24 protein-coding genes are annotated in these 26,041 nt (G+C 42.9%); 19 read left to right on the forward strand and 5 right to left on the reverse strand.

The features are described 5' to 3' along the window. The first annotated feature begins 3 nt into the window (after window positions 1-3). The 4 genes from F3059_RS11815 to F3059_RS11830 all read left to right on the forward strand — a co-directional run bounded on the left by F3059_RS11815 (window position 4) and on the right by F3059_RS11830 (window position 4,299). Window positions 4-1,101, forward strand: a complete 1,098-nt coding sequence (locus tag F3059_RS11815; RefSeq protein WP_151169518.1) for an Mrp/NBP35 family ATP-binding protein — start codon at window positions 4-6, stop codon at window positions 1,099-1,101. Window positions 1,102-1,105: 4 nt separating this feature from the next. Then, complete coding sequence (locus F3059_RS11820) at window positions 1,106-1,366, forward strand: NifU family protein (RefSeq protein WP_151169520.1); 261 nt, start codon at window positions 1,106-1,108, stop codon at window positions 1,364-1,366. Window positions 1,367-1,438: 72 nt separating this feature from the next. After that, the gene (locus tag F3059_RS11825; protein WP_151169522.1) at window positions 1,439-3,274 is read left to right on the forward strand and encodes a 2-oxoacid:acceptor oxidoreductase subunit alpha; all 1,836 of its coding nucleotides are present in this window, start codon (window positions 1,439-1,441) and stop codon (window positions 3,272-3,274) included. Further along, window positions 3,274-4,299, forward strand: a complete 1,026-nt coding sequence (locus tag F3059_RS11830) for a 2-oxoacid:ferredoxin oxidoreductase subunit beta (protein WP_151169524.1) — start codon at window positions 3,274-3,276, stop codon at window positions 4,297-4,299. Before F3059_RS11825 ends, F3059_RS11830 begins: the two co-directional genes overlap by 1 nt. A gap of 3 nt (window positions 4,300-4,302) precedes the next feature. Here F3059_RS11830 and nadE read toward each other — a convergent pair whose 3' ends face one another. Both nadE and F3059_RS11840 read right to left on the reverse strand, forming a co-directional pair. Then, a complete protein-coding gene (nadE, locus tag F3059_RS11835) occupies window positions 4,303-5,118 on the reverse strand; it encodes an NAD(+) synthase (protein WP_151169526.1) in 816 nt (271 codons plus the stop codon). Window positions 5,119-5,121: 3 nt separating this feature from the next. Then, window positions 5,122-5,877 carry an outer membrane beta-barrel protein gene (locus F3059_RS11840; RefSeq protein ID WP_151169528.1) on the reverse strand — a complete coding sequence of 252 codons (756 nt, stop codon included), beginning with the start codon at window positions 5,875-5,877 and terminating at the stop codon, window positions 5,122-5,124. 82 nt (window positions 5,878-5,959) lie between these two features. Between F3059_RS11840 and gldB the strand changes: the two genes are divergently transcribed. Further along, a complete protein-coding gene (gene gldB / locus F3059_RS11845) occupies window positions 5,960-6,940 on the forward strand; it encodes a gliding motility lipoprotein GldB (protein ID WP_151169530.1) in 981 nt (326 codons plus the stop codon). After that, window positions 6,940-7,278: a gliding motility protein GldC gene (gene gldC, locus F3059_RS11850; RefSeq protein WP_151169532.1), complete on the forward strand. Its 339-nt coding sequence runs from the start codon at window positions 6,940-6,942 to the stop codon at window positions 7,276-7,278. The genes gldB and gldC overlap by 1 nt, the downstream gene beginning before the upstream one ends. Here gldC and yihA read toward each other — a convergent pair. Both yihA and F3059_RS11860 read right to left on the reverse strand, forming a co-directional pair. Then, complete coding sequence (yihA, locus tag F3059_RS11855; RefSeq protein WP_151169534.1) at window positions 7,275-7,880, reverse strand: ribosome biogenesis GTP-binding protein YihA/YsxC; 606 nt, start codon at window positions 7,878-7,880, stop codon at window positions 7,275-7,277. The two genes, gldC and yihA, sit on opposite strands and share 4 nt — an antisense overlap. Next, window positions 7,870-8,640, reverse strand: coding sequence for an alpha/beta fold hydrolase (locus F3059_RS11860; protein ID WP_151169536.1), 771 nt, complete (start codon window positions 8,638-8,640; stop codon window positions 7,870-7,872). Before F3059_RS11860 ends, yihA begins: the two co-directional genes overlap by 11 nt. A 294-nt stretch (window positions 8,641-8,934) precedes the next feature. On the opposite strand from F3059_RS11860, the gene mraZ reads away from it, so the two are divergent. The 13 genes from mraZ to ftsZ are packed head-to-tail and all read left to right on the forward strand — an operon-like array spanning window position 8,935 to window position 24,157. After that, window positions 8,935-9,399, forward strand: coding sequence for a division/cell wall cluster transcriptional repressor MraZ (gene mraZ, locus F3059_RS11865; RefSeq protein ID WP_151169538.1), 465 nt, complete (start codon window positions 8,935-8,937; stop codon window positions 9,397-9,399). Beyond that, window positions 9,399-10,298: a 16S rRNA (cytosine(1402)-N(4))-methyltransferase RsmH gene (rsmH, locus tag F3059_RS11870; RefSeq protein ID WP_189683223.1), complete on the forward strand. Its 900-nt coding sequence runs from the start codon at window positions 9,399-9,401 to the stop codon at window positions 10,296-10,298. Before mraZ ends, rsmH begins: the two co-directional genes overlap by 1 nt. Then, on the forward strand, window positions 10,291-10,677 hold the full coding sequence (locus F3059_RS11875) for an FtsL-like putative cell division protein (protein ID WP_189683224.1): 387 nt from the start codon (window positions 10,291-10,293) through the stop codon (window positions 10,675-10,677). Before rsmH ends, F3059_RS11875 begins: the two co-directional genes overlap by 8 nt. Beyond that, window positions 10,670-12,778, forward strand: a complete 2,109-nt coding sequence (locus F3059_RS11880) for a penicillin-binding protein (protein WP_151169542.1) — start codon at window positions 10,670-10,672, stop codon at window positions 12,776-12,778. Before F3059_RS11875 ends, F3059_RS11880 begins: the two co-directional genes overlap by 8 nt. Continuing rightward, window positions 12,775-14,235: a UDP-N-acetylmuramoyl-L-alanyl-D-glutamate--2,6-diaminopimelate ligase gene (locus F3059_RS11885; RefSeq protein WP_151169544.1), complete on the forward strand. Its 1,461-nt coding sequence runs from the start codon at window positions 12,775-12,777 to the stop codon at window positions 14,233-14,235. The genes F3059_RS11880 and F3059_RS11885 overlap by 4 nt, the downstream gene beginning before the upstream one ends. Continuing rightward, the gene (gene mraY, locus F3059_RS11890) at window positions 14,235-15,476 is read left to right on the forward strand and encodes a phospho-N-acetylmuramoyl-pentapeptide-transferase (RefSeq protein WP_151169546.1); all 1,242 of its coding nucleotides are present in this window, start codon (window positions 14,235-14,237) and stop codon (window positions 15,474-15,476) included. The genes F3059_RS11885 and mraY overlap by 1 nt, the downstream gene beginning before the upstream one ends. Further along, complete coding sequence (murD, locus tag F3059_RS11895) at window positions 15,477-16,811, forward strand: UDP-N-acetylmuramoyl-L-alanine--D-glutamate ligase (RefSeq protein ID WP_151169548.1); 1,335 nt, start codon at window positions 15,477-15,479, stop codon at window positions 16,809-16,811. It begins immediately after the preceding gene. After that, the gene (locus tag F3059_RS11900) at window positions 16,811-18,022 is read left to right on the forward strand and encodes an FtsW/RodA/SpoVE family cell cycle protein (RefSeq protein ID WP_151169550.1); all 1,212 of its coding nucleotides are present in this window, start codon (window positions 16,811-16,813) and stop codon (window positions 18,020-18,022) included. The genes murD and F3059_RS11900 overlap by 1 nt, the downstream gene beginning before the upstream one ends. Then, window positions 18,009-19,112 (forward strand): undecaprenyldiphospho-muramoylpentapeptide beta-N-acetylglucosaminyltransferase, encoded by a 1,104-nt coding sequence (gene murG, locus F3059_RS11905; RefSeq protein WP_223274609.1) that lies wholly within the window; start codon window positions 18,009-18,011, stop codon window positions 19,110-19,112. Before F3059_RS11900 ends, murG begins: the two co-directional genes overlap by 14 nt. Next, window positions 19,109-20,452 carry a UDP-N-acetylmuramate--L-alanine ligase gene (gene murC / locus F3059_RS11910; RefSeq protein ID WP_151169552.1) on the forward strand — a complete coding sequence of 448 codons (1,344 nt, stop codon included), beginning with the start codon at window positions 19,109-19,111 and terminating at the stop codon, window positions 20,450-20,452. The genes murG and murC overlap by 4 nt, the downstream gene beginning before the upstream one ends. Further along, window positions 20,449-21,240, forward strand: coding sequence for a cell division protein FtsQ/DivIB (locus F3059_RS11915; protein ID WP_151169554.1), 792 nt, complete (start codon window positions 20,449-20,451; stop codon window positions 21,238-21,240). The genes murC and F3059_RS11915 overlap by 4 nt, the downstream gene beginning before the upstream one ends. 3 nt (window positions 21,241-21,243) lie before the next feature. Beyond that, window positions 21,244-22,536 (forward strand): cell division protein FtsA, encoded by a 1,293-nt coding sequence (ftsA, locus tag F3059_RS11920; protein WP_151169556.1) that lies wholly within the window; start codon window positions 21,244-21,246, stop codon window positions 22,534-22,536. Window positions 22,537-22,558: 22 nt separating this feature from the next. Beyond that, entirely contained in the window at window positions 22,559-24,157 is a 1,599-nt protein-coding gene (ftsZ, locus tag F3059_RS11925) for a cell division protein FtsZ (RefSeq protein WP_151169558.1), read from the forward strand. A 58-nt stretch (window positions 24,158-24,215) separates the two neighbouring features. Here ftsZ and F3059_RS11930 read toward each other — a convergent pair. After that, window positions 24,216-26,041, reverse strand: a 1,826-nt coding sequence (locus tag F3059_RS11930; protein ID WP_151169560.1) for a gliding motility-associated C-terminal domain-containing protein, incomplete at its 5' end; no start/stop codon positions are given.

A 26,041-nucleotide genomic window follows, 5' to 3' on the forward strand; every position in this document is an offset into this window, starting at 1 on the left:
CAAATGTCGCAAAAGAAGATGATTACAGAGGAACAGGTTAAGGAAGGGCTCTCCTATGTCATAGAGCCAGATCTCAAGAAGAATTTAATTGAAGCGAATTTAGTATCTGACATAAAGATTGAAGGAAACAATGTGGCGTTTGTACTCCGGGTGAACAATCCGGCTATGCATAATAGAAAGCGAATTGTTGATGCCTGTGAGCATTATTTGAAGCAGCACGTTTCTGAAGATATCGATGCACACATCGAGGTAAAACCGTTGAGCGAAAAACCAAATGATCGCGAACCTGAACAACGCAAACACATGTCTAAAGTCAAACATGTTGTTGCAGTAGCTTCAGGGAAAGGAGGCGTTGGTAAATCAACCGTTACGGCAAACCTCGCAGCCGGATTAGTGAAAAAAGGTTACAAAGTGGGATTGATCGATGCCGATATTTACGGTCCGTCAATGCCCATGATGTTTGATGTTGTTCACGACAAACCGGGCGTGGTGGAAGTTGATGGTCGCAGGATGATGACTCCGGTTGAAAGTCCGTGGGGTGTAAAAATGATCTCGATAGGCTTTTTTGCTGATCCTGAGCAGGCAGTTGTTTGGCGTGGTCCCATGGCTACAAAAGCACTTCAGCAAATGTTCCAGGATGTTCACTGGGGCGATTTGGATTACATGTTGATCGATCTTCCTCCGGGAACAGGTGATGTTCATTTGACGCTTGTCAATGAAGCTCCACTGACCGGAGCAATTGTTGTGAGTACACCTCAGGCGGTAGCTTTGAGTGATGCCAAGAAAGGTGTATCGATGTTTCAACTCGAAAACATCAATGTGCCGGTGTTGGGAATCGTAGAAAACATGAGCTACTTCGTTCCGGAAGATGCGCCAGATAAGCGTTACCACATTTTCGGTAAAGATGGAGCCAAGAATTTAGCTGAGGATTTGAACGTAAACCTTTTAGGTCAGATCCCGTTGGTACAGAGCATACGTGAGGCGAGTGACGCTGGTAGGCCGGCTGTTTTACAGGGCGATACAATCCAGGCACGAGAGCTGATGAAATTTACTGAAGAGGTTGTACGCACGCTTCAGGAGAAGAAGATGTCTAAAGTATAGGACTATGGCAAACAAAGAAGAGATATACGAAAGAACGATAAAGGCCATGGAGCAAATTCGCCCATTTCTCAAAGAAGATGGTGGCGATCTCTTTTTGGCAGAGATCACTGATGACATGATCGCTAAGGTTGAGCTCAAAGGTACCTGCACAAACTGTTCAATGAACAGGATGACATTTACTGAGGGCGTTAAAGATACGATCATGCGTCAGGTTCCTGAAATTAAGGGTGTTGAGGCGGTTAATTTCGCACTCAATGAAAGTTAGTTCTTGTCCTGCTAAACCTCATGTTTTCTGATTGCCGGCATGACTAATTTTGTCGCAAACAGTTGAATATTTATGGCTGAAGTAAAAGAAAAAAGAGAGCAGATTACCGTTCTTTTTGCCGGAGACTCCGGTGATGGAATGCAACTTACAGGAAATCAATTTACCTCTACTCATGCTCTCTTTGGAAACGATATAAGTACATTCCCCAACTTCCCTGCTGAGATTCGTGCTCCGCAAGGTACAGTAAATGGAGTGTCAGGCTTCCAGGTGAAGTTTGGTAGCTCCAGGATTTTCACTCCGGGCGATGCTGCTGATGTCCTTGTAGCAATGAATGCAGCGGCTCTCAAAGCCAATATGCATAAGCTCAAGAAGGGCGGAATCCTCATTGCCAATACTGCCGGGTTTGACAGTAAAAACCTCAAACTAGCTAACTGCGAAGATGAAAATCCACTAGAGAGTGAGAGGCTTGAAGATGTTATGGTTTATGATGTGGACATCACCGAGCTCACGATGGCGGCTTTGGAAGATTCGCCTCTTACAAAAAAGGAAAAGCTCAGAACCAAAAATATGTTTGTCCTCGGCTTTCTTTTTTGGATGTTCAACCGCTCATTAGAGTCCACTGAAAATTACATCAAAGAAAAGTTCTCCAAACTTCCCGATGTTATTGATGCCAACGTTTCAGTGCTCAAAGCAGGTTACAACTTTGGTGAAACAAGTGAAGCGTTTACCTCTCGATATCAGGTTGAACCCGCTTCATTGGAGCCGGGAACTTACCGCAGCGTCATGGGAAATCAGGGTGTTGCAATTGGTTTGATAGCGGCAGCCAAAAAAGCCGGACTCGAAATGTTTTACGGATCGTATCCAATCACTCCGGCAAGTGATATATTACATGAACTGGCTAAACACAAAAACTTTTCGGTCAGAACCTTCCAGGCTGAGGACGAAATTGCAGCGGTTACGTCTGCTATTGGAGCTTCGTTTGGTGGAGCGCTAGGTGTAACGGCATCATCAGGTCCCGGAATAGCACTGAAAACCGAAGCTATTGGTTTAGCAATTATGTTGGAATTACCACTTGTTGTGGTGAATGTTCAGCGAGGAGGACCCAGTACAGGACTCCCAACGAAAACAGAACAGGCAGATTTGCTCCAGGCTGTTTACGGTAGAAATGGAGAAGCTCCAATTCCGGTTGTTGCTGCTCGTAGCCCTGAGGAAGCTTTTGAAGCGACTTACGAAGCGGTGCGTATTTCTGTAGAACACATGACTCCGGTTATGCTGTTGAGTGACGGTTACATCGCGAATGGTGCTTCACCGTGGAAATTCCCTGAAGCTTCTTCTCTAAAACCGATCAAGCCTCTATATGCTGAAAAAACTGAAGAAGAATACATGCCATATGCCCGCGATGAAAAACTCGTTAGGAAATGGGCTATTCCCGGAACTGAAGGATTAGAACATCGAATAGGCGGACTGGAAAAAGAAGAACTTACCGGAAATGTGAGTTACGATCCTGATAACCATGAAAAAATGGTGAAGTTGAGAGCCGAGAAAATCGATAAGATTGCCGATTACATTCCGGAACAGGAAATCGACAATGGATCTGACAGTGGAAAAGTTCTCATACTGAGCTGGGGATCAACTTACGGAGCTGTGAAAACGGCTGTTGAAGATCTTCTGAAAGATGATTATGATGTGGGACACGCACATTTACGCTATTTGAATCCTATGCCGCGAAATCTGGGTGAGGTTTTGACCAAATTTGATAAGGTACTTGTGCCGGAAATGAATGATGGTCAGCTTATTCATATTATACAATCGAAATACAACAAGCGATGTATTCCACTGAATAAGATCAAAGGTATTCCATTTACATCAGCGGAAATTGTAGAATCAGTCAAAGAAAATTATGCGTGATGAGTGAAGTGAAGGAAAAGAAATACAAGGCGAAAGATTTTGCGAGTGATCAGGAAATCCGTTGGTGTCCCGGCTGTGGCGATTATGCGATTTTGAAGCAGGTTCAGAGCGCAGTTGCTCAAACCGGAAAGCCCAAAGAGGAAATAGTTTTTATTTCGGGAATTGGATGTTCGTCTCGCTTCCCGTATTACATGGATACTTATGGAATGCACAGTATTCACGGTAGAGCAACGGCTATTGCAAGCGGATTAAAAACTGCTCGACCTGATTTGAGCGTTTGGATTATTACGGGAGATGGAGACAGTCTTTCGATTGGGGGAAATCATTTGATTCACCTGTTGCGCAGAAATATTGATACAAATATCTTGTTGTTCAACAACGAAATTTATGGCTTGACGAAAGGACAGTATTCTCCAACTACCCCTGAAGGAAGCCACACTAAATCGAGCCCGATGGGAGTTATCGATCATCCGTTTAATCCTATTTCTCTAGCTCTTGGTGCTGATGCCGGTTTTATCGCACGAACTGTCGATCGCGAACCGAGACACATGAAAGATATTTTTCTCCAGGCAGATGAACACAAGGGGGCGTCTTTTGTAGAGATCTATCAAAATTGCCCTGTCTTTAATGACGGAGCTTTCAACGCTTACACTGATAGGGGCTTGAAAGATGAAAATACACTTTTCATTGAAGCCGGAAAACCGATGACTTTCCACAAGGATAAGAAAGGAATTGTGCTGGATGGATTGAAACCTAAAGTTGTGGATCTGACCAGTGATGAATACTCAGTTGATGATTGTTTGGTTCACGATCCGTCAGATAGAACGGTAGCTTATATTCTGTCACAGTTTTTTGACAATGATAAATCTGCAGATTTGCCTAGAGTTTTTGGTGTGATTTACAGCGAAAACCGACCAACTTATGAAGATCAATTGAGCAATCAGGTTGAGTTGGCTATTGAAGAAAAAGGCGAAGGGGATTTGGATGCTTTAATTGCAGGTCCAAATACATGGTATCACCAATAAGGGTTACTTCATCAGCTCTTTGGGAATCTCACAAACTGGGATTGGTTTCATTTTGTGAGTATTAGCTTTGTGTCGTTCCAGGTAAATTTTCCAGATGTTTTCCTGACGACTGTTTTCAAAGACATTTTCGGGTGGATTGTCTCCGTGCTTTTGTTGAACCTTCATCGCCCACTCGAGTTCATCATAAGTGGCACCAATTTGGTCCTCATCAGTTCTTCCGTCATCCCATAAGCCATCTGTTGGGCGTGCTGTGAGGATGTCTTTGTTGACACCGAGAGCTTTTCCTAATTCGTAAACTTCAGATTTCATCAAATCGGCAATGGGAGATAGATCGACTCCACCATCACCGTATTTAGTGAAAAAGCCTACGCCAAAATCTTCAACTTTGTTACCAGTTCCACAAACGAGGAGCGAGTTCAGTTGCGCCACAGCGTAAAGAGAAACCATTCGCATCCTGCTGCGAACATTTGAAAGTGTGTGGAATTTTAAATCTGTATGTGAATTGATGTCCTGATTCTTTTCAAGCGCTCTCACAAACTTATCATAAGAAGGAGTCAGATCCATATCAATTGACGAAACATTGTCGTGCTTTTTTTCGAGCCACTCGATATGTTTTTTTCCTCTCGAAACCTGGTCGTGAGCCTGGTGAATAGGCATTTCCATTAAAATCACATCCTTTCCGGTACGGGAACAAAGTGAGCTCACAACAGCTGAGTCGATACCACCTGAAACTCCAACAACAAATCCTTTTGCTCCGGCCTGATCAACATAATTTAGTAACCAGGATTGAATATGATCAATGACCTTTTTTGCTTGCATCACTTAAAATGTAATTCCAATGTTGAGTTTTACAAAATGCTGGCGGTTTTTCAATTCCTGATCTTTTGAGAAGCTACCATTAGACTCTAAATCATAAGATCTACCGTTTACAATATTGGTGAAGCCATTGTGGTAGTGAATTCCAAGAACGATTCTGGTGTTGCCACTCAGCGTACGTTCCATACCACCACCAAAAACTAAATCAGCTCTAAAGAGACTTACATCATCTTTGACATCAACATCTTTGAGTTCAGCGCTGCTGCCTTTTTGATCGGTGTAATCGTAATCGGCCTCAGCCTTGATGTTTACTCCACCTTCTAAACCGAAAAGTCCGTAATAGTAAGCGAAGCCAATTTCATTAGTCTTTAATTTAATTGCGAATGGAACGTCAACATAACGCAAACTGTAATTTGCTTCTGATACACCTCTTGCTCGATCATTATCCTCACCAAGGTAATTTGGTCTATCAGGGTGACTCAACTTTCCGCCAATATGACTGAGTTTGACACCAGTTGCTAAATAATAATTAGGGTTGTTAAAAAGCACAAAGTCCATTGATAATCCGTATTGTAAACCCAACTTTACGCCTTCTCCAGAATAACCATCGTTATCTGGTGAAATCCAACCCAGGTTAGGTGACAGGTTGAGGCCAAGTCTTGCGGTTTTTACATCTTCGTTATCCTGCGAGATTGCAAATACTGAGGAAAACAAAACAAAGGCAATCGCAGCAGAGTGCTTTACTACGTTGATTGGTTTCATAATTTTGCGTAATTAAATTCAATTTATGAACAGGAAATTTGCTTCCCGTCTGTGTTTAAAACACGTTGTCAAAGGTATATTTTTGGTATTGATTTTAACAGCCTGTAACGATAATCGTTGGGATGTTAAACTTGAGCAACAGTCAGAACCGATAGAGTGGAAGCGTCTCGATCAGGACTTCTTCTCGATGAAAGGCCGTAATATTGACTCGGTCAATGATTCTCTAAGTGCTGAATACGGGGAGTTTTATACGCGTTATCTAGTTAATATTCTTGGACTAGGTCATCCAACAGATCCGGCAATTGCATTTCCGGTAGATGACTATCTTCACGATGAATACATTCAAAAACTCAATAAAGCTATTCAGGATAAATTTCCTTCAGTAGACCCTTATCAAAAAAAAATATCAAAAGCCTACGCTTATTACCACCATCATTTTCCTGAGAAATACATTCCTAATGTCGTTTCTTTTGTGGGTGGGTTTAGCTACAACGCTGCTGTTACTGATTCTACACTTGGAGTTGGTTTGGATATGTATCTCGGATCTGACCATGAAATCTATGAAAAGGTTCCATTACCTAGATATCGTGTTGAAAGGATGAATGCTGAATATTTGCCTTATGATGCTCTGCGAGGCTGGGTTTTAAGTGAGTTTGGCGATCCTCAAAAACAAAAGAATATTCTCTCAAAAATGATCGAGTATGGAAAAGGACTTGTTGTAATGGATGCTGTTTTTCCAAAGTCACCAGATTACTTGAAAATCGGCTATACCAAAAAGCAAATAGAATGGTGTGAGAACAGTGAGTTCTCGATTTGGGGCAAAATGATGGATCAAAATGTGCTTTACAGCAATGAAAAGGAAGCGGTCAGAACCTACCTTTCTGAAGGACCGTTCACACCCGGAATGCCACGTGAGTCTCCCGGCAGAGTTGGATATTGGGTAGGATGGCAAATAGCGAGAGCGTTTATTGACGAACATCCTGATATGACTTTGAAAGAGTTCATGAAGCTCGAAAATTATCAAATGATATTACAGAAATCTAAATATAAACCGAAGAAGTAATGGGTAAGAAAAGTGAGATCAAGTTCAACATAGAATTAGATGAAAATAATGTTCCTGAAAACATAACATGGGAAGCAGAAGACACAGGAGAAAAAGGAAACTGCGATGCTACAATGCTTTCGATGTGGGATTCAAATGAGCAAAACACCATGCGTGTTGACTTGTGGACCAAAGACATGACGGTGGATGATATGAAGCTCTTCGTTTACCAGTCAATTTTGACAATGAGCGATGCGTTTGCTCGCGCAACAGGTGAGAATAATCATGCTGATGAACTCCGACAGTTCGCACAGGACTGGGGTATGAAAATGGAGATTATTAAACCGAGTGAAAATTAACCTTTTGCCAAATCAGTATTGATGTGGTCAATGTAATTCAAAATCTCATCTCGGCCGTGTTCACTCACGGCTGAGGTGGTAAAGCTGTCAGGTAAAAACTCCCACGTTTCCAGCATTTTGTTGCGGTAAGCGTTGAGGTTTTTACGCAATGCACTGCTGTCAATCTTATCGATCTTTGTAAAAACCATCACAAACGGTATTTGCTTTATTCCGAGCCATTGCATGAAGTCTAAATCGGCCTTCATCGGTTCGTGGCGGGCATCTAACAGGACAAAAGTTGCGATGAGTGATTTTCGTTTTTCAAGATAGCTATAGATCATGCGCTTGAAATCGTTTCTCATCTTTTTGGAAACTTTCGCATAACCATATCCCGGTAAATCAACCAGGTTCCAGGATTCATTGATTTCAAAGTGATTGATCAATTGTGTTTTACCCGGGCTAGCTGATGTCTTGGCCAGGTTTTTTTGCTCAGTGAGCATGTTGATCAAAGAAGACTTGCCAACATTAGACCGCCCAATAAAGGCGTATTCCGGAAGTGATTCAGGAGGAGCATCCTCCAACCCTTTGCTGCTCTTGATGAACTCTGCTTTTTTAATCAGCATCACCAAAAGTCTTATCCAGCCATTTTTCCAGAATTTCGTTGAATTGCCTGGGGTGTTCCATCATAGGCGCGTGACCACATTCGTCAATCCAAAAAAGATCTGCCTGAGGTAATTTGTCCTGAAATTCCTGAGCAACTTCTGGAGGAGTGATCGTGTCATTCTTACCCCATATCAAACAAGCCGGAACATCCATTTTATGAAGATCATTCGCCATGTTGTGACGAATAGCTGATTTGGCTAAAGAAAGTATACGAATCAGGCGGTTTTTATCATTGACAATTTCAAAACATTCATCCACTAACTCGTCAGTAGCGTGCTTTGGATCGTAAAAAGTGACTTCAACCTTTTTCTTGATGTATTCTTTATCACCTTTTCTCGGAAAGCTGCCACCCATTGCATTTTCGTAAAGGCCAGAAGAACCGGTTAAAATCATAGATCTCACACGCTCAGGATGCCTGGTCATGTAAACCAATGCAACGTGACCACCGAGTGAATTTCCCAATAAATTCACCTTGTCATATCCCTTGTGTTCAATGAATTTGTGAATGAATTTACTAAGACTTTTTACGTTGGTATTGATAATCGGTAAAGTGTAAAGAGGCATGATCGGTATAACCACTTTGTATTTTTCGCTAAAGTGGTCAATCACATCTTCAAAGTTGCTCAAAGCCCCGAACAATCCATGCAATAAAATGATGACAGGGCCGTCCCCTTTCTCTACGTATTCGAATTCGCCTTCGCGGATTAATTGATCTTCCATTTATTCGATTCTCGCGTTTCTAAACGGATTACGAAATTAAACATTATTCATTAACCCGTTGCAGAAAGCCCTTTTCGTTTCAACAAACTCGTGTTGACACATAATCGACTTTACCACTCTTTGCCACCTGAATAATTTTCCCTTTGTATTTACGGTCAGATCCGCAATATAGCCAACTGTCGTTTGCTGTTGAAAACCCTCGTTTAGCCGAAAGTTTTCAACAAAGTGGTAAGAAGTGGTAGAAAGTGGTAAATTTTCAATACTTTTACGTTCTGAAAAGACGGTAGTAGTTACATGGCTAATTTCATCGGAGAATATCATTGCAAAGTAGATACCAAGGGGCGGTTCATGATGCCTTCGGGGTTGAAGAAACAGCTTGATCCTGCAGCCCAGGAGAAGTTTGTGATCAACCGTGGTTTCGAGGGGTGTCTTGTGTTGTATCCGATGAACGAATGGGAAAAGGAAACGCAGAAGTTTGAAAAGTTGAACCTGTTTGTTGCGAAGAATCGCAAGTTCTACCGTCAGTTTCACAACGGGGCTACTCAGCTTTTACTCGATGGAACGGGTAGGTTGTTGTTGCCGCGTACACTTGCTAAATCGGCAGAGATATCAAAAGAAATAGTGCTGTTTGCCTACGCTAACAGAATTGAAGTTTGGGCAAAAGACCGTTACGAAGAAGTGATGGAAGAAGATATGGATGATTTTGCTTCACTCGCTGAAGATGTGATGGGTGAGCTCGATGATAAAACTGACGAGTGATGTATCACGATCCGGTTTTGTTGAGTGAAGCGATTGAGGGGTTGAGTATTGATCCTTCGGGTATTTATGTCGATGTCACCTTTGGTGGTGGTGGACACAGTAAAACGATCCTTGAAAAGTTGGGTGGTAGCGGTAGGTTGATCGCTTTCGATCAGGATGAAGATGCAGTTAAAAACCAGCTCGATGATGAGCGATTCGAGTTGGTTGAAGCGAACTTCAGGTTTTTGAAAAATTACCTGAGAATGCATGATGCTCTTCCTGTTGATGGTGTTCTGGCTGATTTAGGTGTTTCATCACATCAGTTTGATACCGGAGAAAGAGGGTTTTCAACCCGGTTTGATGGTCCGCTCGATATGAGAATGGATCAATCAGTAAAAAAATCAGCTGCTCAGGTTGTGGCAGAGTACGATGAAGAAGCTTTAGAGCGAATATTTAAGCTCTATGGTGAGTTGAGGAAAGCAAAGCTGATTGCAAGAGAGTTAGTCAGTGTGCGTGATACGGAGTCGATCGATACGGTTGAGAAACTGAAGTCGGTCGTGGAGCGGTTCGGACCAAAAAATAAAATGGCTCAGTTCTTCGCTCAGGTTTTTCAGGCTCTGCGAATTGAGGTGAATGATGAACTAAAGGCTTTGGAGGAACTGCTGATTCAATCTGTTGATGTGCTCGATGAAGGTGGTCGGCTAGTAGTGATCTCGTATCACTCACTCGAAGATCGGCTGGTGAAGAATTTCCTGAAAACCGGGAATTTTTCTGGGAAGCCTGAGAAGGATTTTTACGGAAACCTGATAAGACCGCTTAAACCTGTAAAGAATAAAGTTACGGTTCCGACCGAAGAAGAAATAAAAAGAAACCCGAGAGCGAGAAGCGCAAAAATGAGGGTTGCGATTAAAAATGGCTGAGGAAAAAGAACAACAAAAAAGCAGAAGAAAGGTGATGCAGCCGGTGAAAGATCTGGTGAGCGGAAACTTTTTGGCTAAAGATGCAGTGGTGAAGAATCTTCCCTACATGCTCTTTTTGGGTTTTTTGGCTTTGCTCTACATCGCGAATGGCTACATGGCTGAAGGTACAGTGAGAGATATTAATAAGGTGACAAATGAATTGAAGGAGTTGCGGAGTGAATACATCACAACGAAAAGTGATTTGATGTACACGACCAAGCAAAGTGAGTTGATAAAGATTATTGAAAAAAGAGGTCTGGGGCTTGAAGAGTCTTACCAGCCGCCCAGGAAAATAGTAGTGACTGAAGAAGAAAAAGAAGCTATAGGAATAGATGAGTAAGCCTAAGAAACATAGCAAAATGATGCGCGTGTATCTCCTGTATTTTTTACTGGGGGTGTTTGCTTTTGCTATCGTTTTTAAAACTGTACAAATTATGTATGTGCAGGGCGATCAGTGGCGTGAAAAAGCAGAAAACCTCACGGTGAAGTACAGGACGATTGATGCTGTTCGTGGTAACATCTACGATTACAACTCAAGGTTACTCGCGACTTCAGTTCCTATTTATGAAGTGCGCTTTGATCCAAACGCTGATGCGCTAAGTGATGAGTTGTTCAATAGCAAAGTTGATTCACTGGCCAGATCACTCTCGAATTTATTTAGAGACAAAACGCCTTTTCAGTACAAGCGAGAACTTGTAAACGCCCGGAACCAGGGAGAGCGATTCCACCTTATTAAGAGAAACGTCAAGTACAATGATCTCAAAGCGATGAGGGAGTTTCCTTTATTTAGAAGAGGTCGTTATAAAGGCGGTTTTATTTATGTGCAACAGAATAAGCGTCAAAAGCCATTTAGATTGTTAGCAGCTCGCACGATTGGCTACGATCGTGAAGGCTTAGAGTCTGTTGGTCTCGAAGGGGCTTATCACGATGTGCTTCACGGAAACAGCGGAAAACGGCTCATGAAGAAAATTGCCGGTGGTGTTTGGATGCCGGTCAATGATGAAAATGAAATTGAACCGGAAGACGGGGCTGATTTGTACAGTACAATTGATGTCAATATTCAGGATGTTGCGGAGTACGCACTCATGAAACAGCTCAAAAAGCACGAGGCTGATCACGGCTGTGTAGTTCTGATGGAGGTGAATACCGGAGAGATCAGGGCTATCGCTAATCTTCAAAAAGGATCTGACAATCAGTACTACGAGAGTTACAATTTCGCGGTCGGATCCAGCACTGAGCCGGGATCTACCATCAAGCTTGCTTCCTACATGGCTGCAATGGAAGACGGTTTTATCGATCTCGATCATAAAATTGAAACCGGCAATGGGAAACACCTCTTTTATGATACACCAATGTATGATTCGAAAGAGGGCGGTTATGGTGAGATTTCGGTGAAAAGAGCATTTGCCGTTTCATCGAACATCGCGATCGCGAAGATCATTAATAAGTATTACAAGTCTAACCCGCAGGGTTTTGTCGATCGTCTAAAAGATTTCCGACTCGATGAGCCAACCGGAATTGAAATTGCCGGTGAAGGTGTGCCTTATATTAAGGATGCAGATGATGAAACATGGAGTGGTATTACGCTGCCATGGATGAGTCACGGTTATGAGCTACAGCTGACTCCTCTTCAAATTTTGACATTCTACAATGCCGTTGCAAATGATGGTAAAATGATGAAACCTTCTTTTGCCCATTCAATACAAAAACACGGCAAAATTGTAAAAGACTTTGAGCCGGTAGTTTTGAAAGATCAAATTGCTTCAGAAGGTACGATCAAAAGAGCTCAGCAAATGCTTGAAGAAGTTGTACTGGATGGTACGGCAACAAACCTGAGAGGAGCTGATTACAGAATTGCAGGAAAAACCGGAACGGCTCAAATAGCAAGAGAGAAATTCGGTTACGATGATGTGAGTTATCAGGCTTCGTTTTGCGGATACTTCCCGGCTGATAAGCCCAAATACTCCTGCATTGTGGTGGTAAATGCGCCATCGAAAAATGTTTATTACGGAAACCTTGTAGCGGGGCCTATTTTCAAGGAAATTGCCGATAAAGTTTACTCGACAAGTATCGATATTCACGATGAGTTGCAGCCACTCCAGGTTGCTGAGCGACCTAAAATTCCTGTTTCCAAAAACGGTGATGTCGATAAGTTGAAGTCTGTATTCGACAGAGTTGATGTGAAATACCATTTGGATAACGATAAAGCAGAGTGGGTTTTTACTCAAACTGAGAATGACTCAGTGAATATACACGAACGAAAAGTTACGCCAAATCTGGTCCCTAATGTTCGCGGTATGGCAGCTCAGGACGCTGTGTATTTACTCGAAAACATGGGGCTTCATGTTGAAGTGACTGGTCGTGGAGTAGTGAAGCAGCAATCACTCAGAGCCGGTACTCGCATTCAAAAAGGCAAAAAAATAAAGTTGGAGTTGACGTGAAGTTATTGAAAGACATATTGTACAAAGCCCGAATAGAGGAAGTTGTTGGCTCGACAAACGTAGCGATAGAAAACATCGTTTTCGATTCTCGCGAAGCTGTTGAGTTTTCAGTTTTTGTAGCTGTGCGCGGTACACAGGTTGACGGTCACGACTTTATCGACAAAGCGATTGAGAATGGATCAATAGCAGTTGTATGTGAGCAATTACCGTCAGAACCGATTGAAAATATCACTTACGTTAGAGTGAAAGACAGTGCCGAGGCGCTGGCTTATATGGCTTCAAACTTCTACGATCATCCTTCAAAGAAACTCAAGCTTGTAGCGGTTACAGGTACGAACGGAAAAACATCAGTCGTAACACTGCTGCATCAATTATTTACCGATCTCGGGAAAAAGAGTGGTTTGCTATCTACGGTTGTCAACAAGATTGGAACGAAAGAGATTGAAGCATCGCTCACAACACCGGATACGGTTCAAATCAATCAACTTTTACAGCAGATGGTTGACGAAGGCTGTGAATATGCCTTTATGGAGGCGAGTTCGCACGCTATCGTTCAGCACCGCACAACGGGTTTGGACTTTGACGTGGCTGTATTTACGAATATATCGCGCGATCATCTCGACTATCACGGGTCATTCAACAACTACATAGCTGCTAAAAAAATGTTGTTTGATAATCTGCCTCAGCATGCTCATGCACTCATCAATAATGATGATCGCCACGCTGAGGTTATGGTTCAGAACACAAAAGCGAAAGTGGAAACTTTTGCTCTCAAATCTCTGGCAAACTTCAAGGCCAAGATACTGGAGAATCAGTTGACAGGCTTACAACTCATCCTCGATGAGAAAGAACTATTTACGAAGCTGGTAGGAAGGTTTAATGCCTACAATCTCTTAGCAGTTTACGGAACCGGAATGGTACTGGGTGTTGATCAACTCGAACTGATGACAGCAATTTCATCACTCAATCCGGTTGATGGAAGATTCCAGCATATCCAGTCGCCAAATGGTGTAACGGGAATTGTTGATTATGCTCATACTCCTGATGCACTCGAAAATGTACTCAGTACAATTCAGGGAATCAGAGGGGGAAATGAATCTGTGATTGTAGTTGTGGGCTGCGGTGGCGACCGAGATGCAGGTAAACGACCCGAGATGGCTCAAATAGCCGCCAAGTATGGAGACAGGGTTTTGTTGACATCTGACAATCCCAGAACTGAAGATCCCGATGCAATTATCGAAGATATGAAAAAAGGCCTCGACCCGGTTGGCTTGAAAAAGGCTCTGACCATTACCAGCAGGGAAGAAGCGATTAAAACGGCTTGTGCTTTGTCACAACCGGGAGATATTATTCTCATAGCCGGAAAAGGCCATGAGACTTACCAGGAAGTGAATGGCGTGAGGCACCATTTTGATGACCTCGAAGTGTTGAACGAACAATTTAACGAACTCAAGTAATGTTATACTATCTGTTCGAATATTTAAATCAGCTCGACTTGCCCGGTGCAGGTGTATTCCGGTACATCTCATTCAGAGCCGCAATGGCAGTCATTACTTCACTCATCATTTCAATGGTGTTCGGGAAGAGCATTATTCGCTTACTCCAGCGCCAGCAAGTTGGTGAAACAGTTCGTGACCTGGGTCTGAAAGGTCAAATCGAAAAGCAGGGAACCCCAACAATGGGCGGACTCATGATTTTGGCTTCTATCATTATCCCAACATTGCTTTTTGCTCGATTAGATAATATTTACATCCTGTTGCTTTTGGTGTCAACCGTTTGGCTGGGAGCTATCGGTTTTATCGATGATTACATCAAAGTATTCAAGAAGAATAAAGAAGGCCTTCAGGGAAAATTCAAAATTGTTGGTCAGGTTGGAATTGGAATTATAGCAGGAGCTGTTCTCTACTTCCACGATGATGTGGTAATCAAAGAAAAAGTAGAGCAAGAGGTTGTGACCGAAGCTCAGCAAGGATCTGACCAAAGCAAAAGTGAAGAAAGCTTTACGTGGGAAGAACACCGTTCAACCAAAACGACAATTCCTTTTGTCAAAGACAATGAATTCGATTACGGCTGGTTCCTGGCATGGCTTGGCAACAACTACAAAGATTACGTTTGGCTGCTCTACATTCCGGTTGTGATCATAGTCGTTACAGCAGTTTCAAACGGAGCTAACATGACCGATGGAATTGACGGACTGGCTGCCGGAACGAGCGGTATTATTGGTCTTGGACTCGGGATTTTCGCTTTTGTATCGGGTAACTACATTTTTGCCGATTATCTCAACATTATGTACATCCCTGAATCTGGGGAGATGGTCATTTTCATAGGAGCTTTCATAGGAGCCTGTATTGGGTTTTTGTGGTACAACTCGCATCCGGCTCAGGTTTTCATGGGCGATACTGGTTCGCTCGCGCTTGGGGGAATCATAGCTGTTGTGGCGCTCGCTATTCGCAAAGAACTGATTTTACCAATGCTCTGCGGAGTGTTTTTAGTTGAGAATTTATCGGTAATGCTCCAGGTGAGCTATTTCAAATACACGAAAAAGAAATACGGTGAAGGAAGGCGGATTTTTAAAATGTCGCCCATTCATCACCATTACCAAAAGCTTGGTATGCACGAATCCAAGATTGTAACAAGGTTTTGGATTGTGGGCATCATACTGGCTGTTTTGAGTATTGTAACGCTCAAATTGAGATAGATGAAGCGCATTGTAGTACTCGGAGGAGGAGAGAGCGGAGTTGGTGCTGCACTGTTGGCAAAAGAAAAAGGATTTGAGGTTTTTCTCAGCGATGCGGGAAATCTCAAGCAAGATAAGAAAGACGTTCTTTCACATGCTGATATTCCATTTGAAGAAGGTGGTCACACTGAGGATAGAGTATTGATCGCTGATGAAGTGGTGAAAAGTCCGGGAATTCCCGATACCGCTCCACTCATCCGCAAGCTCGATACTTTGAGGATTCCGGTGATTGACGAACTCGAGTTCGCAGCTCGCTTCACTAAAGGAAAGCTACTGGCAGTAACAGGAACAAACGGCAAAACGACAACGGTCAAGCTGTTTTACCACATTCTGCAAAAGGCAAATTTGGATGTTGGTTTAGCAGGTAATGTCGGTCAGAGCCTGGCCCGCCAAATTCTCGAAGGAGATCGTGATTACTGGGTACTCGAAGTGAGTTCTTTTCAGCTCGATCGCATTTACGAAACACGGTTTCATGTAGCGATTTTACTGAACATCACACCCGATCACCTCGATCGCTACAATTATGAGTTTGACCGATATGTCGATTCAAAATTCAGAATCACAAAAAGTCAAACAGAAGAAGATCACTTCATCTACTCAGCCGATAGCAAAGCGGTAGTTGACGAGCTTCAAAATCGCGATCTGAAAGCAAAACAATACAGCTTCTCAGCAATGGGATATCAGGAAGGATTGAACGCCTGGTTAGAAAACGAAAAATTAATAATCAATATAAACGGGGAATTAGAAATGTCAATACAAGAATTAGCACTTCAGGGAAAGCATAACGCGAGCAACGGAATGGCTAGCGGAATTGCTTCAAGGATCTTAGAGATCCGCAAAGAAATCATTCGCGACAGCTTGAGTGATTTTCAAAATGTTGAACACCGTCTCGAACACGTGACAACAGTTTCAGGAGTTGAGTACATCAACGACTCAAAAGCCACGAACATCAATTCAACGTGGTACGCTCTTGAATCTATGCAGTCACAAACTGTTTGGATTGTAGGCGGAGTTGATAAAGGAAATGATTACTCAGAACTTCTCGACCTTGTGAAAGATCGTGTAAAAGCGATTATCGCACTCGGGAAAGACAACAGCCGAATACACGCAGCATTTGACAATGTTGTACCGGTTATTCACGATGTTACTGATATGCGTGAAGCAGTAGGTCTGGCTTATCGTGAGTCGCGAAAAGGCGAAGCTGTTTTGTTGTCTCCAGCGTGTGCCAGCTTTGATTTGTTCGAGAGTTATGAAGATCGCGGAAACCAATTTAAAGAATACGTGAGAGCACTTTAATGACGCGCTTATTCAAACATATTGGCGGAGATCGGGTGATCTGGATGATCGTGGTGTTCATGGCGCTTGCATCAGTATTGCTGGTGTACAGTTCCATTGTAACACTCGCGTATAAATACCAGGACGGAAACACATTTTATTACATCCTGAAACACGGGTTGTTTATTATTTCCGGCTTCCTGTTCATCTACCTGATTCACAAAGTGCACTACCGCTATTTATCGCGCTTTGCACAGCTTTTGTTTTGGATAAGTATTCCGTTATTGATTCTTACACTTCTTCTCGGTCAGAACCTCAATAATGCCAGTCGTTGGCTTGTTATTCCGGTGATCAACCAGTCTTTTCAAACGTCAGATTTAGCGAAGCTGGCTCTGATCATGTTTACAGCGCGAACGCTTGCAGTAAAGAAAGACGACCTCAAAGATTTTACGAAAGGTTTTCTTCCAATTATTTTACCGGCAATTGTGATTTGTGGATTGATATTACCCGCAAACTTCAGTACAGCAGCTGTTTTGTTTACATCTGTTTTGATGCTGATGTTCATGGCAGGATCTAGACTCAGACACATGTCGTTGATTATTCCAGCCGGAGGGTTAGCCCTTTTACTCGTCTTTGCCGTTGCAAAGATTCAACCCGATCTATTTCCCCGTGCAGAAACATGGATCAACAGGGTTGAGCGATTTGCATCTGATAAGGAGGAAGATCCAAATGGGAATTATCAAATTGAACAAGCTAAAATAGCCATAGCAACGGGTGGATTTTTCGGGAAAGGTCCCGGAAACTCCACCCAACGTAACTTCTTGCCGCATCCTTATTCTGATTTCATTTACGCAATCGTACTGGAGGAATACGGACTGCTGGGAGGCTTGTTTATCTTGATGTTCTACCTCATTTTGCTATACAGGGCGGTTAGAATTGTGCAGGCAGTACCGCATTCTTTTGGCGCTTATCTGGTCCTCGGGCTCAGTTTCAGTCTCGTTTTCCAGGGACTTGTAAATATGGCGGTAAATGTGAATCTCTTGCCGGTAACTGGTCAGCCGTTGCCACTCGTGTCGATGGGAGGAACGAGCTTGTGGTTTACCTGTATTTCGCTCGGAATCATTTTGAGCGTTAGCCGTGCTGTTGAAGTAGGCGCTACTGAAGAAAATTATAAAGAAGACGAATCCAAAAATGAACCTGTAAACAAACCCATTGCTGATGCCGCAAATTAAAGTGATCATAAGTGGTGGAGGTACGGGCGGACACATCTTCCCGGCTATTGCAATTGCTGATGCTGTCAGGAAAAAACGCCCTGATGCGCAGTTCCTTTTTGTAGGTGCAAAGGGCAAGATGGAAATGGAAAAAGTTCCCGCTGCAGGTTATGAAATTGAAGGTCTTTGGATCAGTGGACTGCAGCGAAGTTTGACGCTAAAGAATTTAGCGTTTCCATTTAAGTTGATCAGCAGCAGCATAAAAGCAAAAAAACTGGTTAAAGAATTCAATCCAAATGTTGCGGTCGGAACCGGAGGTTATGCCAGCGGTCCAACTCTAAGAGCAGCTATGAAACGCGATGTTCCGGCATTGCTGCAGGAGCAAAATTCGCTTCCGGGAATCACAAATAGAATTCTCAGTAGAAAAGCGAGTAAAGTTTGTGTCGCTTACCCTGGAATGGAAAAATACTTTCCGCAAGACAAAATTGTGTTGTCTGGAAATCCGGTTCGGAGTAGTGTGATACAAATTGAAGGAAAAAAAGAAAGAGGGCTTGAGCACTTTGGATTAAAACCGGATAAAAAAACTTTGCTCGTTGTGGGCGGTAGCCTGGGGTCGAGATCAGTCAATAATGCTCTAATTGATGGGCTTGATGATATTGCAAAATCAGATTATCAATTGATTTGGCAAACAGGTAAATTGACACATGAACAAGTGAAAAGTGCCGTTGAAAAAAGCGGTGCACAAAACATAAAAGTGTGCGAATTTATCAGTGAAATGGATCTCGCTTATGCAGCGGCTGATTTGATAGTAAGTAGGGCCGGAGCAATAGCAGTGAGTGAAATATCACTGGTTCAAAAACCGGTTATTTTAGTTCCATTTCCTTATGCTGCGGAAGATCACCAGGCTAAAAATGCAATGGCATTAGTCAATAGAAATGCAGCATTGATGATTCGCGATAAAGATTTAGGTAAGGGATTGATTTCAACCATTTCAACTACAATAACAGACGATAATAAGCTCGAAAACTTAGCTCGAAATATAGCGGGTCTTGCCGTGCATGACTCTGCAGATATCATTGCAAACGAAGTAATAAAACTGGCAGAAAAGTGAATCTCGAAGAAGCGAAACATATCTATTTTTTGGGCATAGGCGGTATTGGTATGAGCGCACTTGCCAGGTATTTTCATGCCAGAGGAGTGAGGATAAGCGGCTACGATAGAGTGAAGTCGGCTCTGACCGAAAACCTCGAGAAGCAGGGAATGGAGATTCATTACAAGGATAATCCACATAAAATTCCTAAGGATGCTGATCTGATTATTTATACACCAGCAATTCCTTCAGATTTAGGCGAGTGGAAAGCCGCACTTTCATCTGGAGTGCTGATGTACAAACGTTCTCAGGTTCTGGGTGAAATTACTAAGCTGGAGCGCACAATTGGCGTGGCCGGAACGCATGGAAAAACCACGACATCAGCCATTTTAACGCATTTGATGCATTACGCTACGGGAAAAGTCAATGGCTTCGTTGGCGGAATCATGAATAATTACAAAACGAATTTCATTCAGAGTAAAGATGCTAACTACACTGTCATAGAGGCTGATGAATACGATCGTTCATTCCTCCAGCTGCACCCTTATGCCGGGATAATTACAAGCGTAGATGCCGATCATCTCGATATTTACGAGAGTGAAAAAGGATTTATCGAAGGGTTTGAGAGTTTCGCGAAATTGATTTCCGGATTTTTGGTGATTCACAATGATGCTGAGGAAAAACTGGAGCTCAAAGGAACTCACTATACTTATGGACTGGAGGAAGGAGCTGATATTATGGCTGTAAATATCGGTCAGAACCAGGGCGTAACCTCGTTTGACCTCGACTTTAAAGGCACGCTTCATGAAGGGTTTAAGGTAACACTTCCCGGTCGGCACAATCTTGAAAATATTGTAGCCGCTTTAGGTGTTTGTGTACAGCTCGGGTTGAATATTGACTTACTACGCCAGGGACTTCAAACTTTTGAAGGAGTTTACAGGCGATTTGAGTACAAGCTAAAAGACGATACAATATTCATCGATGACTATGCTCATCATCCCAATGAGATTAGCTCATTGATATCAGCAGTTAAAGAAGCACATCCAAATAAAAAGATAACAGCTGTTTTTCAGCCACATCTTTATTCTCGAACAAGAGATTATATGAAGGATTTTGGCAAGGCTTTATCGAGTTGTGAAACGGTTTATCTCTTGCCGATTTACCCAGCAAGGGAACGACCCATACCGGGAGTTGACAGCAATAAGCTGGCTAAAGAAATCAATGCTGATAAAGTAGAGGTTCTGACCAAAAAAGCAGTTGTAAAAAGAATTGGTGATGAAAAGCCAGAATTGTTAGTGACAATTGGTGCCGGAGATATCAGCAAACTTGTTGAACCTTTAAAAGAGGAGTTAACCCGATGAAGCGAGTATTGAACATAGCGGGCTGGGTACTCTCGGTTGTCGGGTTGATAGTCGTGCTCGGATTTACAGAGAGCGAATTGGCATCTAAAAAGTATTCAGATTTACGGGTAAATATCCACACTGATCAGGGGAACTTTTTTGTGAGTACCTCAGAAGTTGAGCAAGCCGTAAAAAATATGGGATATGCTACCGGAGCTCAATCTGTGCGCAGTATTAACATAACATCGTTAGAAGAATTTTTTGATCGCTATCCGTCTGTAAAGAAATCTCAAGTATATTCCACGATCAATGGGGAACTTATGGTTGAAATTGAACAGCGAAACCCTATAGTCCGCGTTTACAGTGGAAATGAGAGCTTTTATATAGATGATGAAGGTGCTTTAATGCCACTTTCTGGTAATTATACAGCTCATGTTCCGGTGGCAAACGGGAATATTCGTGTTCCATTTAACCTCAGTTATCAGCAAAATTACGCTGACACCTCAGGGAAGAAACTGAACAGCGAAAAGTTGAAATTGCACGAATTGTATCGTTTGGTTTCAACGATTAGAGAAGATGAATTGTGGAACGCACAATTCAATCAGGTTTATGTGAATGAAAATAATGATTACGAGTTGATACCGCGAGTGGGCGACCACAGAATAATTCTCGGAGATGCTCAGGATCTGAAAGAAAAACTGAATAAACTGAAGATATTCTACTACGATGGTTTGAATAAAACCGGTTGGAACGAATATGAAGTAATTAATTTAAAATACCACAACCAGGTAGTTTGTACAAAAAATTAGCTTATGGATCAGCAAGATGAAATAATAGTTGGCCTCGATATTGGGACTACCAAAATTGCAGCATTGGTAGGTCGCAAGAATGAGCACGGCAAACTCGAAATATTGGGAATGGGGAAAACCGAAAGCATCGGAGTTAATCGCGGTGTGGTTACCCATATATCACCCACTGTTGATGCAATTACAAAAGCTGTTGAAGAGGCTGAAGAAAAATCTGGCGTTAAGATCAACGTTGTCAATGTTGGTATTGCAGGTCAGCATATCAGAAGCTTACAACATCGCGGAGTAAAGATGAGAAGTTCTTACGAGGACGAGATTACACAAGCTGATATCGATGATCTCATCAACGATATGTACAAGCTCGTTATGCTTCCGGGCGAACGCATTATTGATGTGTTACCTCAGGAATTTACTGTCGACAACGAACAGGGAATTCAGGATCCAATTGGTATGTCGGGTGGCAGACTGGAAGCTAATTTCCACATCATAACCGGTGAAATTGCTGCAGCAAAGAACATCTACAAATGTGTTACAAAAGCCGGATTAGAAGTAGCTAATTTAATCCTTGAACCACTCGCTTCATCAGATGCTGTTTTGAGTTCTGAAGAGAAAGAAGCTGGTGTTGTTTTAGTTGATATTGGTGGCGGTACTACTGATGTTGCTATTTTCAAAGAAGGTATCATCAGGCACACTGCTGTGATTCCATTCGGTGGAAACATTATCACTGAGGATATCAAAGAAGGATGCACGATTATCAAGAAGCAGGCAGAGCAATTGAAGATTAAATTCGGCTCAGCCTTAGCTGATCACACATCAGCTCATGAGATCGTTGCTATTCCGGGTCTGAGAGGAAGAGAGCCAAAAGAGATTTCTGTTCAGAACCTGGCTCATATCATTCAGGCGAGAATGGAAGAAATCATCGAGCAGATTTATTACGAGATCAAAAACAGCGGATTCGAGAACAAGCTTATTGCCGGAATCGTCATAACCGGAGGCGGAGCACAGATGAAACACATCTCTCAGCTGTTTGAATTTATGACCGGAATGGATACACGAATCGGCTATCCTACAGAACATCTCGTAAAAGGATCTGACGAAGTTACGAGTCCGAGCTTTTCAACCGGTGCCGGTTTAATTTTGAAAGGTTACGAACGACTCGAAAAAACGAATCAGCCAGAGAGCGAAAAAGAAACGGAAGAAAGTTCCGATGAGCAGCCTAAAATGAAAAGAGGTATGTCGGGATTCTTCAACATTATAAAAGAAAAAAGCCGCGAATTTTTTGATGACGGCAATGTTTAATTGATTGAAAAAACTCGAGCTTATGGAATTTGATTTGCCTAAAAACGCACCATCTATCATCAAGGTGCTCGGTATTGGTGGCGGGGGAAGCAACGCTGTCAATCACATGTATAAACAAGGAATTGAAGGTGTAGACTTCATTATTTGCAATACTGATAACCAGGCGCTGGAAGCTAGCCCTGTACCACATAAAGTTCAGTTAGGCGCCAGCCTCACTGAAGGTCGCGGAGCTGGTTCAAAGCCTGAAGTTGGTAAAAATGCAGCTATTGAAACCATCGATGAAGTGAGAGATGAACTTCTCAAAAACACCAAAATGGTATTTATCACTGCCGGAATGGGCGGTGGTACCGGAACCGGAGCAGCGCCAATCATTGCTGAGGCTTGCAAAGAACTTGGTATTCTAACAGTCGGAATTGTGACCATGCCATTCTTCTTTGAAGGTAGAAAAAGACGCCAACAAGCTGAGGAAGGAATAAAAGCTATTCGCGATCATGTTGATACACTTCTCGTGATCAACAACGATAAACTCCGTGAAATGTACGGCAATCTCAAAATGGGCGAAGCTTTTGCTCAGGCAGATGATGTTTTATCGACTGCCGCAAAAGGCATCGCTGAAATTATCACTCGTACAGGTCACGTGAACGTTGACTTTGAAGATGTTCGCACAGTGATGGACGACAGTGGTGTTGCGATCATGGGATCTGCCTTTGCTGAGGGAGATAACAGATCTATCAAAGCTGTTGAACAGGCACTCGCATCTCCGTTGCTCAATGACAACGATATCAAAGGTGCACGTTATGTACTCCTCAACATGGAATATGGGAGCGAAGAGCACGAACTCACGATGGACGAAATCTCTGATATCACAGATTACATCCAGGAAGAGGCCGGTTCAACCGCAGATGTTATTTGGGGTTACGGATCAAATGAAAGTCTCGCTGAAGGTTTGCGCGTAACGATTATCGCAACTGGTTTCAAGAGCGCACCCGATGCCGGAGCAAGTTCTCTTGAAGAGAAGCCGCAGCGTAAAGTGCACAAGCTTGAAGAAGATGTGGATACTCGCTTGACTGATCCTGTGAGTAATGATCAGAACCAAAAGAGTGAACCCGCTGAGCCAGAGAAAAAAGAAGAAGAGAACGAACCGTACCTGAAGAATGACGATTCAAAATCTGATAGTCAGAACCAGGGTACGATCGAGTTCGATCTCGAGAATGATAAATCAAAGCCTCGTGAGCAGGCAATGCCACAAGACGATTTTGAGCCATATCTGAAAAATGATAATCAGCCAGAGCAGCGTTCTGAGCAAAAAGAAAATCACCAGCCAGAAACTCAAACATCGAGTCAACAACAAGAAATTTCGATGGAAGAGCAGCAGGCAAGAGCAAAAGAACGCATGAAGCGACTCAATGATTTAACTGGTAGAATGCGTTCACCTCAAGGCTTGTCTGATCTCGAAAATGAGCCTGCTTACAAAAGGAGAAGAATACAATTGAACGACACTCCTCATTCGTCAGAGTCACAGGTTTCTCGCTACACACTAGGCGATGAAAATGAAAGTTCTGATGATAAGAACGGTGGATTAAACAGAGGGAACTCTTTTCTCCACGACAATGTAGATTAAAAATCAATCAATAAGCTGAGTTTTGAGAGGCACCTTCAAAAGAAGGTGCCTCTCTTTTTTACCTCACCAACTCCAAAAATCCTTTATAAGTATGCTTGTTCCCCACCGTTTGAATCGCGGGATCCACTTCTAGGATATAGTAATACGTTCCGTCAGAAGCAGGCGAACCGTTTATGTGCCCATCCCACGACTTCATAAAATTCTCGTTGTCAAAAACCAACGTCCCCCAGCGGTTGTAAATCCTCAAGTGAAAATCAGGGCCATCCAGGTTTTTAATCTCAAACCCGTCATTGAGTCCGTCACCATTAGGCGTAAACACATTCGGAATAATCACCTCGATAGCACAGCCTTCAATCACCACCTGGTAAACACTCTCACAACCAAATTCATTCTCCACAACCACACGGTCAGATCCCGTTTGCGAGTACACGATGTTGTCATTACCCGCAACACCAATCATCGACTGGTAACTGTACTGAGCCGGCAAATCGATCTCCACCGGAACCTCGTCACAGTACTGATATGCATCATTTATATCCACAAAAGGCGTATCGATCACCCTCACCGAGAACGAATCCGTTTCAAACCCGCAGAGGTTGAGAGCAGTGAGTGAAAAAGAACCAGAGTTTTCAATTTCACGGTCAGATCCATTAAAACCATCTCCCCAAATAAAAGAAGAAGCGTTGGAGTCCTGAATGCTGATCTCCAAAGAACCACCCCGGCAAAATGAAGTATCCGGAATGTCAAAAGACTGTACCCTCTCGATGAAACCGACATTTATGGAATCCCTGAAAACACCACAACTGTTTTGCGCTTCCACATAGAACAAACCAGACGAGTCGATCACCTTTTGGTAAGAAGAATCACCATCACTCCACACGAGGTAATCAAGGCTCTGACCGGAAGGAATAGTTACCGTAAAAGAATCACCAGTACAAATAGCCGTATCAGCCGGCAGCGTAATGTCCACCTCGATCAAACTGTCGATAAAAAGCGAATCAGTAAAAAGACACCCTGCCGGAGAAGTGATGTCCACACTCAACCAACCTGAAGAAGAAATAGCAGTGAAATGATCCTGACTGCCATTGCTCCAGGAGTAAGAATATCCCGGTAAATCCTGCACACTGGCAGAATCACCAAAACAAACGATAGAATCAGTTGGCACAATCGAAAAAGAAGGAAAAGGATCAACCGTAAAACTCGTGGCCAACGTATCCAAACAACTTCCAGCAGAATAAACCAATTCCACCGAATAACTACCACTGAGAATCGGCTCAATAACCACCGTGTCAGCAGAATCACTCAAAGTAGTGTTAGGCGTGACAACCGACCAGCTTTTAGGGAAAGAAGAAGTCGTATCAGTAGTCGCCAAAAAAATCGAATCCCCGGGACATAAACTAGCCGTATCGGAAACCCAAAGCGCCAATGAGTCTGGAGCCACAAAAAAAGTGTCAGAAAAGGAGCACCCTACAGAATCAGTCACCAAGACAGAATGCATCCCCGTATCGAAGAAAGTAGAAGCAAGAGTGTCACCATTGGACCAGTTGTACGAAAAAGGCGGAACCCCAAACGTGTTCATTACTGAAGCCTGCGCACCAACACACCCCGGGAGAGTAGAAGAAGCATAATTTACCGAAGTATTTAAGAACCCAACCGTATCGACATAAAGCGAATCAGTATAAACGCAGTTAGCAGGCGAAGTCACCTGAACAGTGTAGAGTCCGGTATCGTTAACGAGCGTGAAAGAATCGGTAGAAGAAGTGTTCCATGAAAAAGAAGAACCACTTTCAGATCCTGTGGCGAATAACGAATCATCGAGACAGTAAGCTCCTAACGTTGGTTCAATCGAAATATCAGGAAATGAATCGAGAGAAAAAGCAAGGT

The organism is Salibacter halophilus, from assembly GCF_008806325.1.
GTDB lineage: Bacteria > Bacteroidota > Bacteroidia > Flavobacteriales_G > Salibacteraceae > Salibacter > Salibacter halophilus.

What these genes read in the sequence shown, in the direction of transcription:
- murG (WP_223274609.1), top strand. Translation starts at nt 18,009, where the DNA reads ATGCCGCAAATTAAAGTGATCATAAGTGGTGGAGGTACGGGCGGACAC.
- F3059_RS11840 (WP_151169528.1), bottom strand. Translation starts at nt 5,877, where the DNA reads ATGAAACCAATCAACGTAGTAAAGCACTCTGCTGCGATTGCCTTTGTT.
- F3059_RS11875 (WP_189683224.1), top strand. Translation starts at nt 10,291, where the DNA reads ATGGCTGAGGAAAAAGAACAACAAAAAAGCAGAAGAAAGGTGATGCAG.
- ftsZ (WP_151169558.1), top strand. Translation starts at nt 22,559, where the DNA reads ATGGAATTTGATTTGCCTAAAAACGCACCATCTATCATCAAGGTGCTC.
- yihA (WP_151169534.1), bottom strand. Translation starts at nt 7,880, where the DNA reads ATGCTGATTAAAAAAGCAGAGTTCATCAAGAGCAGCAAAGGGTTGGAG.
- F3059_RS11900 (WP_151169550.1), top strand. Translation starts at nt 16,811, where the DNA reads ATGACGCGCTTATTCAAACATATTGGCGGAGATCGGGTGATCTGGATG.
- F3059_RS11915 (WP_151169554.1), top strand. Translation starts at nt 20,449, where the DNA reads ATGAAGCGAGTATTGAACATAGCGGGCTGGGTACTCTCGGTTGTCGGG.
- ftsA (WP_151169556.1), top strand. Translation starts at nt 21,244, where the DNA reads ATGGATCAGCAAGATGAAATAATAGTTGGCCTCGATATTGGGACTACC.
- F3059_RS11820 (WP_151169520.1), top strand. Translation starts at nt 1,106, where the DNA reads ATGGCAAACAAAGAAGAGATATACGAAAGAACGATAAAGGCCATGGAG.
- mraZ (WP_151169538.1), top strand. Translation starts at nt 8,935, where the DNA reads ATGGCTAATTTCATCGGAGAATATCATTGCAAAGTAGATACCAAGGGG.
- murD (WP_151169548.1), top strand. Translation starts at nt 15,477, where the DNA reads ATGAAGCGCATTGTAGTACTCGGAGGAGGAGAGAGCGGAGTTGGTGCT.
- F3059_RS11880 (WP_151169542.1), top strand. Translation starts at nt 10,670, where the DNA reads ATGAGTAAGCCTAAGAAACATAGCAAAATGATGCGCGTGTATCTCCTG.
- rsmH (WP_189683223.1), top strand. Translation starts at nt 9,399, where the DNA reads ATGTATCACGATCCGGTTTTGTTGAGTGAAGCGATTGAGGGGTTGAGT.
- F3059_RS11815 (WP_151169518.1), top strand. Translation starts at nt 4, where the DNA reads ATGTCGCAAAAGAAGATGATTACAGAGGAACAGGTTAAGGAAGGGCTC.
- gldC (WP_151169532.1), top strand. Translation starts at nt 6,940, where the DNA reads ATGGGTAAGAAAAGTGAGATCAAGTTCAACATAGAATTAGATGAAAAT.
- nadE (WP_151169526.1), bottom strand. Translation starts at nt 5,118, where the DNA reads ATGCAAGCAAAAAAGGTCATTGATCATATTCAATCCTGGTTACTAAAT.
- F3059_RS11860 (WP_151169536.1), bottom strand. Translation starts at nt 8,640, where the DNA reads ATGGAAGATCAATTAATCCGCGAAGGCGAATTCGAATACGTAGAGAAA.
- F3059_RS11825 (WP_151169522.1), top strand. Translation starts at nt 1,439, where the DNA reads ATGGCTGAAGTAAAAGAAAAAAGAGAGCAGATTACCGTTCTTTTTGCC.
- mraY (WP_151169546.1), top strand. Translation starts at nt 14,235, where the DNA reads ATGTTATACTATCTGTTCGAATATTTAAATCAGCTCGACTTGCCCGGT.
- F3059_RS11830 (WP_151169524.1), top strand. Translation starts at nt 3,274, where the DNA reads ATGAGTGAAGTGAAGGAAAAGAAATACAAGGCGAAAGATTTTGCGAGT.